This is a genomic window from Streptomyces sp. HUAS YS2 (assembly GCF_033343995.1).
Lineage (GTDB): Bacteria > Actinomycetota > Actinomycetes > Streptomycetales > Streptomycetaceae > Streptomyces > Streptomyces solicathayae.
On the sequence record NZ_CP137573.1, the window covers coordinates 1237555 to 1249245 of the forward strand.

Here is an 11691-nt window from a genome sequence, read left to right on the forward strand (position 1 = left end):
GGCCCTGCCATGGACTCGATGCGTGACCGCTTCATCTCCACCACCACCCGGCTGCTCGACGAGGACCCGCGCCTGGCGGTCGTGCTCGCCGAGATCAGCGCGGCCGGCTTCCAGCCGGCGGCGCGCCGCCACCCGGACCGTGTGGTCAACGTCGGCATCCGCGAGCAGCTGCTGATCGGCGCCGGCGCCGGGATGGCCCTGACCGGGCTGCGGCCGCTCATGCACACCTTCGCGAGCTTCCTGGTCGAGCGGCCGTTCGAGCAGGTCAAGCTGGACTTCGGACACCAGGGACTGAACGGGGTGCTGGTCAGCGCCGCCGCCTCGTACGACTGGCCGGCCGGCGGCTTCACGCACATGGCGCCCGGGGACGTGGCGCTCCTGGACACCCTGGACGGGTGGACGGTCCACGTGCCGGGACATCCGGACGAGGCCGAGGCGCTGCTGCGGCGGGCCGTGGCGGCGGACGACTCGGTGTACGTGCGGCTGTCCGAGCAATCGAACGCCGAGGCCCGGCCGGTCACGGGGACGGGATTCCTGCGGCTGCGCGAGGGACGCGGTGGTGTGGTGGTCGCGGTCGGGCCGCTGCTCGACAACGTCCTCTCCGCGACGGAGGGCCTGGACGTGACCGTGCTGTACGCGACGACGGTCCGTCCGTTCGACGGGGAGGCACTGCGCCGCGCCGTCGCCGACGGGGCGCGGGCGGACGTGGTGCTGGTCGAGCCGTACCTGGCCGGCACGTCGACGGCCGCCGCGAACGACGCGCTGGCCGACGTGCCGCACCGGGTGCTGGGGCTGGGCGTGGCGCGCCCCGAGCTGCGGAAGTACGGCGAGATCGAGGAGCACGTCGCGGCGCACGGGCTCGACCCGGCGGGCCTGCGGTCCCGGATCGGAGCCTTCCTGGGCCGCTGACGCGGAGCGCGCCCGCCCCACGACCGCTCCCCGCCCGTGGCCGGAATCAGTCCCTCCGGGTCGTCCGGCCGCTTCGGCCTCCCCGGGGGCGGGCCAGGCGGCGAGCGCGCCCGGCGGCCCTGTGCGCCGGAGCGTGCGCCCTCGTCGGAATGACGCGCCGTACGCGCCGACAGGCGCCTCCATGCGCCGCGCCGGGGGAGGTCGGTGCGCTCCGGAGCGGCCCGGGAGCCGGTCCCACCGGCGGCGTAACGTTTCGGGCGAAGGATTCCCCTTGGTGCACGAGTACATGAACGAGGTGGCGGTCAGCGGGTCCCCGCCAAATGCACAGGAAACGCTTGCCCTTGGCATGTGGCAAAAAGATGCTCGAAGGGAATGCCCTGGACGCAACGCCCAGCAGGCCAAAAACGCCCGAAACACAGGCACAACCAAACGTCAACCGCCCGGGTTTCGGACAAACTCTGTGGCGATATTGATCGATCTCTTAAAGATCAACACCATGAAGTGTCGGCCTGTTCGGGACGGGACCACTGCCGATGCACCACCTGTTCGAGCGACCGCGCGGGCAGGCGTTTCGCAGGGAGGGCTCGAAATGGACAGCTACTTCTCCAGTCATCTCCATCATCAACTTCGGGACACGGTCCGTGATTTCGCGGAGCGCGAGGTAAGGCCCCGGATACCGGAGATGGAGGCGAGCCGCACGGTCCACGAGAAGCTCTCCCGGCTCATCGCCGAGCAGGGCTGGCTGGGAGCGACCATCGGCCAGGAATACGGCGGAATGGGCGCCGGCCATCTGGCCAAGACAATCATCATCGAGGAACTCTCCCGGGTCAGCGGCGCGATGGGCGCCATGGTCCAGGCCTCGCAACTGGGGACCGCGAAGATCGTCCATTTCGGCAGCGACGAGCAGCGCAAGACCTGGCTGCCGGCCGTCGCGGCCGGCGAGTGCCTGCCGACGATCGCGGTCACCGAGCCCGAGTCCGGCGGTCACGTCCTCGGCATGACGGCCGACGCGGTCCGCGACGGCGACGACTACATCCTCAACGGCAGCAAGGTGTTCGTCGGCAACAGTCACGTCGGCGACCTGCACGGTGTCGTGGTCCGCACCGGCCCCGGCTCGAAGGGGCTCACCGCGTTCCTCGTCGAGTCCGACCGCCCCGGCTTCCGCACCGGACCGCAGCAGCCCGCGATGGGGCTGCACGGCTTCAGCTTCGGCGAGCTCATCTTCGAGGACTGCCGCGTCCCCGCCTCCAACCGGCTGGGCGAGGAGGGCGACGGCCTGGCCGTCGCGTACTCCTCCAGCGTCCTGTACGGGCGGGCCAACCTCACCGCCGTCTCGCTCGGCATCCACCAGGCGATCCTGGAGGAGACCACCCGCTTCGCCTCCGAGCGGATCCGCTACGGCAAGCCGCTGCACGAACTCCCGTCGGTGAAGCTGAAGCTGGGCCAGATGCAGTCCCGGCTGATGACCGCCCGGCTGGCCGCGTACCACGCCGTGCACCTGCTCGACCAGGGCCTGTCCTGCGACGCCGAGCTGATGAACGCCAAACTGATCAACGTCGAGTCGGCGATCGACTCCGGGCGCAGTGCGATGGAGATCCACGCCGCCGCCGGGCTGTTCACCGACCGCCCGATCGAGCGCTACCTGCGGGACGCGCACCACATCTTCGCCCCCGCCGGCACCTCCGACGTCCAGTTACTCCGGCTGGCCGAGGTCGCCCTCGGCACCGCCAAGGGCAGCTGGTCCGAGAAGCTCTCCGACGTGGTCCGGATGGAGCCCGCAGCGGCGATGTGACCCCGGGCGGCCGCACTCCGCCCCTCTCCGGACGTCCCCGGGCCGCCGATCTCGGCCCGGGGTCCGGTGTCAGATCAGCCCGTCCTCGCGGCGGTGGATCTTCTCGACCAGCTCCGCGGCCATCGCCTTGATGGTCTCCAGGCCGGCCCGACCCCACGGCCGCGGCTCGGTGTCCACCACGCAGATCGTGCCCAGCGCCACGCCGGTCCGGTCGATCAGCGGCGCGCCCAGGTAGGAGCGGATGCCGATCTCGTCCACGACCGGGTTCCCCGCGAAGCGCGGGTAGTCGCACACGTCCTCCAGGACCAGCGCCTTGCGCCGCACCACCACGTGCGGGCAGTAGCCGTGGTCGCGGGCCATGAACCGGCTGACGCCGCCCGAACCGCCCACGCCGGCCCCGAGGTCGGAACCGGAGTGCGTGCCGCCCGGGGTGTGCAGCCCGGCGAAGAACTGCCGGTTCTCGTCGATGAAGTTGACCATCGTGTACGGGGCGTTGGTCACCTCCGCGAGCTTGTGCGCGAACTCGTCGAACACCGGCTCCGGCCGCTCCCCTATCCCCAGCTGACGCAGCCGCTGCACGCGGGCGGGTGCCTCCTGGTCGATGGGGGTCAGCAGCAGATGACCGGTCGGGTCGTAGGTCATGACGGTGCTCCGTAGCTCGGCGTCGGTGCCGGGGTGGTGGTGAGCAGATGCTGGACGAGGGTGAGCAGCGTCTGGATGCCGGAGCTGGAGATGCGGGCGTCGCACAGCACGACCGGCACCTCCGGCTTCAGGTCGATCGCGGCCCTGACCTCGTCCGGTTCGTAGCGGTACGAGCCGTCGAACTCGTTCACCGCCACGACGAATCCGATCCCTCGTCGTTCGAAGAAGTCCACGGCGGAGAAGCAGTCCTCCAGGCGGCGGGTGTCGGCGAGGACCACCGCGCCGAGCGCGCCTTCGGAGAGCTCGTCCCACATGAACCAGAAGCGCTCCTGTCCGGGCGTGCCGAACAGGTACAGGACGTGCTGCGCGTCCAGGGTGATGCGGCCGAAGTCCATGGCGACGGTCGTGGTGGTCTTGGACTCCACCCCCACGAGGCTGTCGGTGGCCGCGCTGACCTGTGTCAGGAGTTCCTCGGTGCTGAGCGGCTCGATCTCGCTGACCGCTCCCACGAGGGTCGTCTTGCCCACCCCGAAGCCGCCCGCCACCAGGATCTTCAGGGCCGTGGGGAACGGGTCGGCAGGGAAAGCGTCCTGGCGCTCAGAGCCGTCGTCGTAGGCCATCGAGCACTGCCTCCAGCAGGGAACGGTCGGATGAATGGGCGTGGAAGCGGGGTGCCTTGGCCGTGATGGCCCCGCAGTCCACGAGATCGGAGAGCAGCACCTTGGTGACGACGGCCGGTAACCGTAAGTGGGCCGCGATCTCCGCCACCGACGTGGGCCCGTCGCACAACCCCAGGGCGAGGGTGTGCTCGGGGCCCATGTGCGACTGCGGAGCGGAGCCGGTCGCCATCACCATCGACAGCAGGTCGAGGGCGGTGCTGGGCTTGGTCCGGCCGCCGCTCACGGTGTACGGCCGGATCAGCCGGCCGGCCGCGTCGTCGAGCCAGGGCCCGTCCTGGGAGGACGGCATGATCACTGCCCCGTACCGCCCGGCGCCCCGGCGGCCTGTCTGGCCGGCGTGACCAGGTACGGCCGGACGCTCTTGACGAGCATCGCCATCTCGTAGCCGAGGACGGCGGCGTCCGCCTCGCGCCCCGCGAGCACGGCGAGACAGGTGCCGGAACCGGCGGTGGAGACGAAGAGCAGCGTGGAGTCCAGCTCGACGACGACCTGGCGGACCTCGCCGCCGTCGCCGAACCGGGCGCCGGCGCTGCGGCCCAGCGAGTACAGGCCGGAGGCGAGGGCGGCCATGTGGTCGGCCGCGTCGGTGTCCAGGCCGTGCACCGATTTCACCAGGCCGTCGGAGGAGAGCAGGACCGCGTTACGGGTGTACGGGACCCGCTGGACCAGTCCGCTGAGGAGCCAGTCGAGATCCGAGGAATGGCCGTTCGGCACATTGCTCGCCATGGTGCATCTACTCCTTGTGCGCGTCGTCGTGACGCAGCGGATCATGAGGCGCTGCGAGGGGGTCGCGCGACGCCTCGAAGGGGGTGTGGGGATGCTGGGGTGCCGGCTGGGACTCGGCGAGTCCGATGCCCCGCTGGAAGGCGGCCATCAGACCGGGGTCGTGCAGGGCGTGCTCCTCGGACGGGCGTGCCGCGGGCTCGTCGCGCAGCTGCGGGACGAGGTGCTCCTGGGCACGGCGCTTGGGGAGCTGGGGACGGCCCATGGTGCCGCGTACCGGACTGCCGGACGGGGTGGGCCCGGGGAGGTGGGACTGGGGCACGGCGGTGTGTTCGGTGCGCGGGGACTGCGGGGGGACGACGGGTCGGCCGCCGGCCGGGGTCGGGCGGTCGGCCCGGTCGCCGCGCACGGGGAGCGGGGCGTTGGGGCCGGGGGCCGGGGACGCGGTGACCGGGCCGGTGGCGAGGGGCTCGGCGGCGTACGGAGCCGGCGCCCCGTCGGTGGGCGTGGCGCCGTTCATCGGCTGGACGGGTATGCCCGGAGCGGCGGTGGTGTACGTCAGCGGCCGGTGGCCGGCGGTGGTGTGGCGGGGAGCCGGCGCCTGGGCCTGGGCCGGCGCGGGGGCCTGCGGGGCGGCGTACGGGTCGGCCGGTGCTGCCGGGGCGGTGTGCGCGGCGGACTGGGTGACGGCCGGGTGCGGGGCCGCGGGTTCCGGCTGCTGCGGGGCGATCGTGTGCGGCGCGGACGCGGCGGCGGTGTCCTGGTCCTGGCCGAGCAGGCCCTGCGGCAGGACGAGCACGGCCTGGACGCCGCCGTAGATGTTGGCCTGGAGGCGTACGGCGATGCCGTGCCGACGGGCGAGCGCGGAGACCACGAAGAGTCCGATGCGGCCGTCCTGCAGCAGGTGCGCCACGTTGACCTGGTCGGGGTCGGCGAGCAGGGCGTTCATCTTGTTCTGCTCGGTGACGGGCATGCCCAGGCCGCGGTCCTCGACCTCGATGGCGAGACCGGCCGTGACGTGCTGCGCGCGCAGCAGCACGGTGGTGTGCGGCGCGGAGAACAGCGTCGCGTTCTCGACGAGTTCGGCGAGCAGGTGGATGACGTCCGCCACGGCATGGCCCCGGAGGGTGCCGTCGATCGGCGGCACCAGCTTCACCCGCGGGTACTGCTCGACCTCGGCGATGGACGAGCGCAGGACCTCGGTCATGGTGACCGGGTTCGACCACTGGCGACGGGAGATGGCGCCGCCGAGCACGGCGAGGTTCTCGGCATGGCGGCGGATGCGGGTCGCGAGGTGGTCGACGTGGAAGAGGCCCTTGAGCAGCTCGGGGTCCTCGACCTCGTTCTCCAGCTCGTCGAGCAGCTGGATCTCGCGGTGCACGAGGGACTGCAGGCGTCGGGCGAGGTTCACGAAGACCTCGACCTTCTGCTCGTTGCCGACGCTGCTGGAGAGCCGGGACGCCTGGACGACGGCGGCGACCGCCGCTTCGTGCGACCGGCTCAGTTCCTGGGCGAGCTGGTCGAACTCGTCGCCGCCGGAGGTGCGGCGCGGTACGGCGGGGCGGGCGGACGGGCCTTCGCCGCGCCGCAGCTGCTCGACGACGGTGAGCAGTTCGTCCTGGCCCTGCGCGGCGCCGCGGCGCAGGGCCTCGGCGCGGCCGAGCACCGTCCGGGCGACCCGCTCGGCCCCGAGCACGGCCGCCGCGACGGCGGCGACGGCGAGGGCGGCGGATCCGGCCAGCGCGGCCCAGAGGCCCGGCGAGGGGCTGGTCCCGGTGGAGCGGAGTGTGAACAGGACGGCGGCGGCGCCGCCGAGGGCGACCGCGACGGCCGGCAGCACGGAGGTCCGCAGAAGTTGAGGTCGTAAGCGGGCTTCCGGTCCGAGCTGCGCGGGGTTCGGGTGGCCCGTGGCGGTGGAGCGGGCGCCCGGCCGGCCGTGCCGCCCGCCCTCGCGGCGGTCCGGGCGCGCGGCGGGTGCGCGAAGTTGAGACATGAGTGTCCTTGGTACGTGGCCCAGGATTCGGCGTACTGCGAAGACAACGGACTTACAGGGACAACGAATTGCTATGGAGAAGAAGTGCGATGAGGCTACCGGTGATCACCGAGCACACACTGTAGTCGTCAACCGTTCATGTGCGGTGCGCAGTTGGCAAACTCGTCTCGGCGAGCATCCCACTCTGCTAAGGCCGCCCGCACGCGCACACCGGAGGGAGCGGCCGAAAATCGTCGGTGGGCTCCGGGTACGGAAGGGACGGAACCGGGCGTACCCCGTGCGGTCTGCGGGAATCCCCGGGACCGGAACGTTCCGGATCGGTGCGGTACGCGGGGGGTGTGCGCGCTTCCCGGCGCGCCGCGGGCAGCTCGGGGGTGCCACTTGTCGCACAGGGAGACACTGTCCGAATCCGCGTTCGTTTCCATTGCGTTCGCGACCGAGCGAAGCTGGTCGTGATCGGTCAGGTCGTACGGAAACGGCACGGGGCCGGCCCCGCGAAGGGCCGGCCCCGTGTCGGGCGATCGGGTGATCAGACGAGGTCGAAGCGGTCCAGCTCCATGACCTTGCCCCACGCCGCGACGAAGTCCTTGACGAACTTCTCCTTGGCGTCGTCGCTCGCGTAGACCTCGGCGAGCGCGCGGAGTTCGGAGTTCGAGCCGAAGACGAGGTCGGCACGGGTACCGGTCCACTTGACCGCGCCGGAGGCGTCGCGGGCCTCGAACTCGTCCTGCGCCTCGGACGTGGACTTCCAGGTCGTGCCCGGGTCGAGCAGGTTGACGAAGAAGTCGTTGGTCAGCGTGCCCGGCCGGTCGGTGAGGACGCCGTGCTTCGACTGGCCGTGGTTGGCGCCGAGGACGCGCAGACCGCCGACGAGGACGGTCGTCTCGGGGCCGCTCAGGGTGAGCAGGTTGGCCTTGTCGAGCAGCAGGTACTCGGCCGGCAGGCGGTTGCCCTTGCCCACGTAGTTGCGGAAGCCGTCGGAGGCCGGCTCGAGCGCGGCGAAGGACTCGACGTCGGTCTGGTCCTGCGCGGCGTCCACCCTGCCCGCGGTGAACGGCACCTCGACCTGGACGCCGCCGTCCTTGGCCGCCTGCTCGACGGCCGCGTTGCCCGCGAGCACGATCAGGTCGGCCAGCGAGACCTGCTTGCCGCCCTTGGCGTTGAAGGACTCCTGGACGCCCTCGAGCGTACGCAGCACCTGCGCCAGCTCGTCCGGGTTGTTGACCTCCCAGCCACGCTGCGGCTCCAGGCGGATGCGGGCGCCGTTGGCGCCGCCGCGCTTGTCGCTGCCGCGGAAGGAGGAGGCCGAGGCCCAGGCCGCCGAGACGAGCTGTGCGACGGTCAGGTCGGTGGCGAGGACCTGCTCCTTGAGTGCGGCGGCGTCCGCGGCGTCGATCGTCTCGCCCTGGCGCGCCGGCAGCGGGTCCTGCCACAGCAGCGTCTCGGACGGGACCTCGGAGCCGAGGTAGTTGACGATCGGACCCATGTCACGGTGCGTCAGCTTGTACCAGGCCCGGGCGAACGCGTCGGCGAACTCCTCCGGGTTCTCGTGGAAGCGGCGCGAGATCTGCTCGTAGATCGGGTCGAAGCGCAGCGACAGGTCGGTGGTGAGCATCGTCGGGAGGTGCTTCTTCGACGGGTCGTACGCGTCGGGGATGGTCGCCTCGGCGTTCTTCGCCACCCACTGGTGGGCGCCGGCCGGGCTCTTGGTGAGCTCGTACTCGTACTCGAAGAGGTTCTTGAAGAACTCGTTGCCCCACTGGGTCGGGGTGCTGGTCCAGGTCACCTCGAGGCCACTGGTGATGGCGTCGGCGCCCTTGCCGGACTTGTACGAGCTCTTCCAGCCGAAGCCCTGCTCCTCCAGCGGGGCGGCCTCGGGGTCGGCGCCCACGTGGTCGGCCGGGCCGGCGCCGTGCGCCTTGCCGAAGGTGTGGCCGCCGGCGATGAGGGCGACGGTCTCCTCGTCGTTCATCGCCATGCGACGGAAGGTCTCGCGGATGTCACGGGCCGCGGCGATCGGGTCCGGGTTGCCGTTGGGGCCCTCCGGGTTGACGTAGATGAGGCCCATCTGGACGGCGCCGAGGGGGCTCTCCAGCTCGCGGTCGCCCGAGTAACGGGCGTCGCCGAGCCACTCGGACTCGGGGCCCCAGTAGACGTCCTCCTCCGACTCCCAGACGTCCACGCGGCCGCCGCCGAAGCCGAAGGTCTTGAAGCCCATGGTCTCCAGGGCGACGTTGCCCGTGAGGATCATGAGGTCGGCCCAGGAGATCGCCTGGCCGTACTTCTTCTTGACCGGCCACAGCAGGCGGCGGGCCTTGTCCAGGTTGCCGTTGTCCGGCCAGCTGTTCAGCGGGGCGAAACGCTGCTGGCCCGCGCCGGCGCCACCACGGCCGTCGCTGATGCGGTAGGTGCCGGCGCTGTGCCAGGCCATCCGGATCATCAGCGGGCCGTAGTTGCCGAAGTCGGCCGGCCACCAGTCCTGCGAGGTCGTGAGCACCTCGGCGATGTCCCGCTTCACCGCAGCCAGGTCGAGCGCCTGGAACGCGGCGGCGTAGTCGAAGTCCTCACCCAGCGGGTTGGCGACGGCCGGGTTCTTGGCAAGGATCTTCAGGTTGAGCCGGTCCGGCCACCACTGGCGGTTTCCGCCGCCCTGAGTCGGGTGCGGGGCGCGCCCGTGCGCCACGGGGCAGCCACCGCCCTCCGGCGTCGCGTCGGCGGCCTGTGCGTCCTGGTTCTCAGGCATGGGAATCCTTCCGGATGAGGCGGATCACGGTGCTCGGGAACAACGTCGTCACCCTACGGCCGGGGCCTCTGGCGGCGACGGGAGTCGCCGAATGATCCCTCGAACCTGTCCGGGTTTCGTCGCGCTGCCTCCCTGTCCCTTGGCTGTTGCCAGAACAGATCCTACAATGGACTTTGTCCAAGTCAATGTGATGACCAGATCCATACGGATTCGGGTGTCGGAATGTGCACAGTTAGGCGGTGGTCATGAGCGACCTGGTGGACCGGCTTCGCGGGCGCGGGTGGCGGATGACCGCCCAGCGCCGGGTCGTCGCCGAGGTGCTCGACGGCGAACACGTCCACCTCACGGCGGACGAGGTGCACGCCCGCGCCACCGCCCGGCTGCCGGAGGTCTCGCGGGCGACGGTGTACAACACGCTCGGCGAGCTCGTCTCGCTCGGCGAGGTGATCGAGGTCGCCACCGACGGCCGCGCCAAGCGGTACGACCCGAACGCGCACCGCCCCCACCAGCACCTGGTGTGCTCGGGCTGCGGCGCGATCCGCGACGTCCACCCCACCGGCGACCCGCTGACCTCGCTGCCCGACTCCGAGCGGTTCGGCTTCGCCCTGTCCGGCGCCGAGGTCACCTACCGGGGCCTCTGCCCCGCCTGCGCCGGGGCCTGAACCGGGCTGGAACGCGACGAAGGCCGGTTCGACGCCCAGGGGCGTCGAACCGGCCTTCGTACGGCTGTGTCCGGTCAGTCCGTGCCGGACTCCATCGCGGCGCGGTCCAGCAGCTCGTCCTCCTCGGAGACCTCGCCGCGGGAGGCGATGGCCTCGGCGCCGCCCTCCGGCATGGCGCCGATGAGCCCGGTCGCGGCGGCCTGCGCGGCGCCGATCGCGGGTCCGGCGGCGCCGATCAGGCCGAGGCCGGCGTACTGCTCCAGCTTGGCGCGCGAGTCGGCGATGTCGAGGTTGCGCATGGTCAGCTGGCCGATCCGGTCCGTCGGGCCGAACGCCGAGTCCTCGGTGCGCTCCATCGACAGCTTGTCCGGGTGGTAGCTGAACGCCGGGCCGGTGGTGTCGAGGATCGAGTAGTCCTCGCCGCGCCGCAGCCGCAGGGTGACCTCGCCGGTCACGGCCGCGCCGACCCAGCGCTGCAGCGACTCGCGGATCATGAGCGCCTGCGGGTCCAGCCAGCGGCCTTCGTACATGAGCCGGCCGAGCCGGCGGCCCTCGTTGTGGTACTGGGCGAGGGTGTCCTCGTTGTGGATCGCGTTGACGAGGCGCTCGTACGCCGCGTGCAGCAGGGCCATGCCGGGCGCCTCGTAGATGCCGCGGCTCTTGGCCTCGATGATCCGGTTCTCGATCTGGTCCGACATGCCCATGCCGTGGCGGCCGCCGATGGCGTTGGCCTCCATGACCAGCTCGACGGCGGAGGCGAACTCCTTGCCGTTGATGGTGACCGGCCGGCCCTGCTCGAAGCCGATGGTCACGTCCTCGGTCGGGATCTCGACCGAGGGGTCCCAGAACTTGACGCCCATGATCGGCTCGACGGTCTCCAGGGAGACGTCGAGGTGCTCCAGGGTCTTCGCCTCGTGGGTGGCACCCCAGATGTTGGCGTCGGTGGAGTACGCCTTCTCGGTGCTGTCCCGGTAGGGCAGGCCGTGCGCGACCAGCCACTCGGACATCTCCTTGCGACCGCCGAGCTCGGTCACGAAGTCCGCGTCCAGCCAGGGCTTGTAGATCCGCAGGTGCGGGTTGGCGAGGAGGCCGTAGCGGTAGAACCGCTCGATGTCGTTGCCCTTGTAGGTCGAGCCGTCGCCCCAGATCTGGACGTCGTCCTCGAGCATCGCGCGGACCAGGAGGGTGCCGGTGACGGCGCGGCCGAGCGGGGTGGTGTTGAAGTAGGCACGCCCGCCGGAGCGGATGTGGAACGCCCCGCAGGTGAGCGCGGCCAGGCCCTCCTCGACCAGCGCGGCGCGGCAGTCGACCAGGCGCGCGATCTCGGCGCCGTAGTTCGTGGCGCGGCCGGGCACCGACGCGATGTCGGGCTCGTCGTACTGGCCGATGTCGGCGGTGTAGGTGCACGGGACGGCGCCCTTGTCGCGCATCCACGCGACCGCGACCGAGGTGTCGAGGCCGCCCGAGAAGGCGATGCCGACGCGCTCGCCGACCGGAAGGGAGGTGAGGACCTTAGACATAGGAAGAGTATGCACCAATACGCATGA

At 71.3% G+C, this 11691-nt stretch carries 10 protein-coding genes; 3 read left to right on the forward strand and 7 right to left on the reverse strand.

Annotated elements, in window-relative coordinates; all coding sequences use genetic code 11:
• Positions 1–9 precede the first annotated feature (9 nt).
• Both R2D22_RS05735 and R2D22_RS05740 read left to right on the forward strand, forming a co-directional pair.
• Complete coding sequence (locus R2D22_RS05735) at positions 10–909, forward strand: transketolase family protein (RefSeq protein WP_318101667.1); 900 nt, start codon at positions 10–12, stop codon at positions 907–909.
• A 589-nt stretch (positions 910–1498) separates the two neighbouring features.
• Complete coding sequence (locus tag R2D22_RS05740) at positions 1499–2701, forward strand: acyl-CoA dehydrogenase family protein (protein ID WP_318101668.1); 1203 nt, start codon at positions 1499–1501, stop codon at positions 2699–2701.
• Between the two features lie 69 nt (positions 2702–2770).
• Here R2D22_RS05740 and R2D22_RS05745 read toward each other — a convergent pair whose 3' ends face one another.
• The 6 genes from R2D22_RS05745 to katG all read right to left on the reverse strand — a co-directional run bounded on the left by R2D22_RS05745 (position 2771) and on the right by katG (position 9482).
• A complete protein-coding gene (locus tag R2D22_RS05745; RefSeq protein ID WP_318101669.1) occupies positions 2771–3343 on the reverse strand; it encodes a GAF domain-containing protein in 573 nt (190 codons plus the stop codon).
• Positions 3340–3963, reverse strand: a complete 624-nt coding sequence (locus R2D22_RS05750; RefSeq protein ID WP_318101670.1) for a GTP-binding protein — start codon at positions 3961–3963, stop codon at positions 3340–3342. The genes R2D22_RS05745 and R2D22_RS05750 overlap by 4 nt, the downstream gene beginning before the upstream one ends.
• Positions 3941–4312 (reverse strand): DUF742 domain-containing protein, encoded by a 372-nt coding sequence (locus R2D22_RS05755; protein ID WP_318101671.1) that lies wholly within the window; start codon positions 4310–4312, stop codon positions 3941–3943. Before R2D22_RS05755 ends, R2D22_RS05750 begins: the two co-directional genes overlap by 23 nt.
• A 2-nt stretch (positions 4313–4314) precedes the next feature.
• The gene (locus tag R2D22_RS05760; protein WP_318101672.1) at positions 4315–4749 is read right to left on the reverse strand and encodes a roadblock/LC7 domain-containing protein; all 435 of its coding nucleotides are present in this window, start codon (positions 4747–4749) and stop codon (positions 4315–4317) included.
• 7 nt (positions 4750–4756) lie between these two features.
• Positions 4757–6739: a sensor histidine kinase gene (locus R2D22_RS05765; RefSeq protein ID WP_318101674.1), complete on the reverse strand. Its 1983-nt coding sequence runs from the start codon at positions 6737–6739 to the stop codon at positions 4757–4759.
• 529 nt (positions 6740–7268) lie between these two features.
• Positions 7269–9482, reverse strand: a complete 2214-nt coding sequence (katG, locus tag R2D22_RS05770; protein ID WP_318101675.1) for a catalase/peroxidase HPI — start codon at positions 9480–9482, stop codon at positions 7269–7271.
• Between the two features lie 245 nt (positions 9483–9727).
• Between katG and R2D22_RS05775 the strand changes: the two genes are divergently transcribed.
• Positions 9728–10144, forward strand: coding sequence for a Fur family transcriptional regulator (locus tag R2D22_RS05775; RefSeq protein ID WP_318101676.1), 417 nt, complete (start codon positions 9728–9730; stop codon positions 10142–10144).
• Positions 10145–10218: 74 nt separating this feature from the next.
• Here the strand turns inward: R2D22_RS05775 and argG are convergent, their stop codons facing one another.
• A complete protein-coding gene (gene argG / locus R2D22_RS05780; protein ID WP_318101677.1) occupies positions 10219–11664 on the reverse strand; it encodes an argininosuccinate synthase in 1446 nt (481 codons plus the stop codon).
• Positions 11665–11691: the final 27 nt, after the last annotated feature.

Bases quoted from the DNA above. Each gene is read 5' to 3' on its own strand.
- R2D22_RS05735 (WP_318101667.1), top strand. From the start codon at position 10: ATGGACTCGATGCGTGACCGCTTCATCTCCACCACCACCCGGCTGCTC.
- R2D22_RS05740 (WP_318101668.1), top strand. From the start codon at position 1,499: ATGGACAGCTACTTCTCCAGTCATCTCCATCATCAACTTCGGGACACG.
- R2D22_RS05745 (WP_318101669.1), bottom strand. From the start codon at position 3,343: ATGACCTACGACCCGACCGGTCATCTGCTGCTGACCCCCATCGACCAG.
- R2D22_RS05750 (WP_318101670.1), bottom strand. From the start codon at position 3,963: ATGGCCTACGACGACGGCTCTGAGCGCCAGGACGCTTTCCCTGCCGAC.
- R2D22_RS05755 (WP_318101671.1), bottom strand. From the start codon at position 4,312: ATGCCGTCCTCCCAGGACGGGCCCTGGCTCGACGACGCGGCCGGCCGG.
- R2D22_RS05760 (WP_318101672.1), bottom strand. From the start codon at position 4,749: ATGGCGAGCAATGTGCCGAACGGCCATTCCTCGGATCTCGACTGGCTC.
- R2D22_RS05765 (WP_318101674.1), bottom strand. From the start codon at position 6,739: ATGTCTCAACTTCGCGCACCCGCCGCGCGCCCGGACCGCCGCGAGGGC.
- katG (WP_318101675.1), bottom strand. From the start codon at position 9,482: ATGCCTGAGAACCAGGACGCACAGGCCGCCGACGCGACGCCGGAGGGC.
- R2D22_RS05775 (WP_318101676.1), top strand. From the start codon at position 9,728: ATGAGCGACCTGGTGGACCGGCTTCGCGGGCGCGGGTGGCGGATGACC.
- argG (WP_318101677.1), bottom strand. From the start codon at position 11,664: ATGTCTAAGGTCCTCACCTCCCTTCCGGTCGGCGAGCGCGTCGGCATC.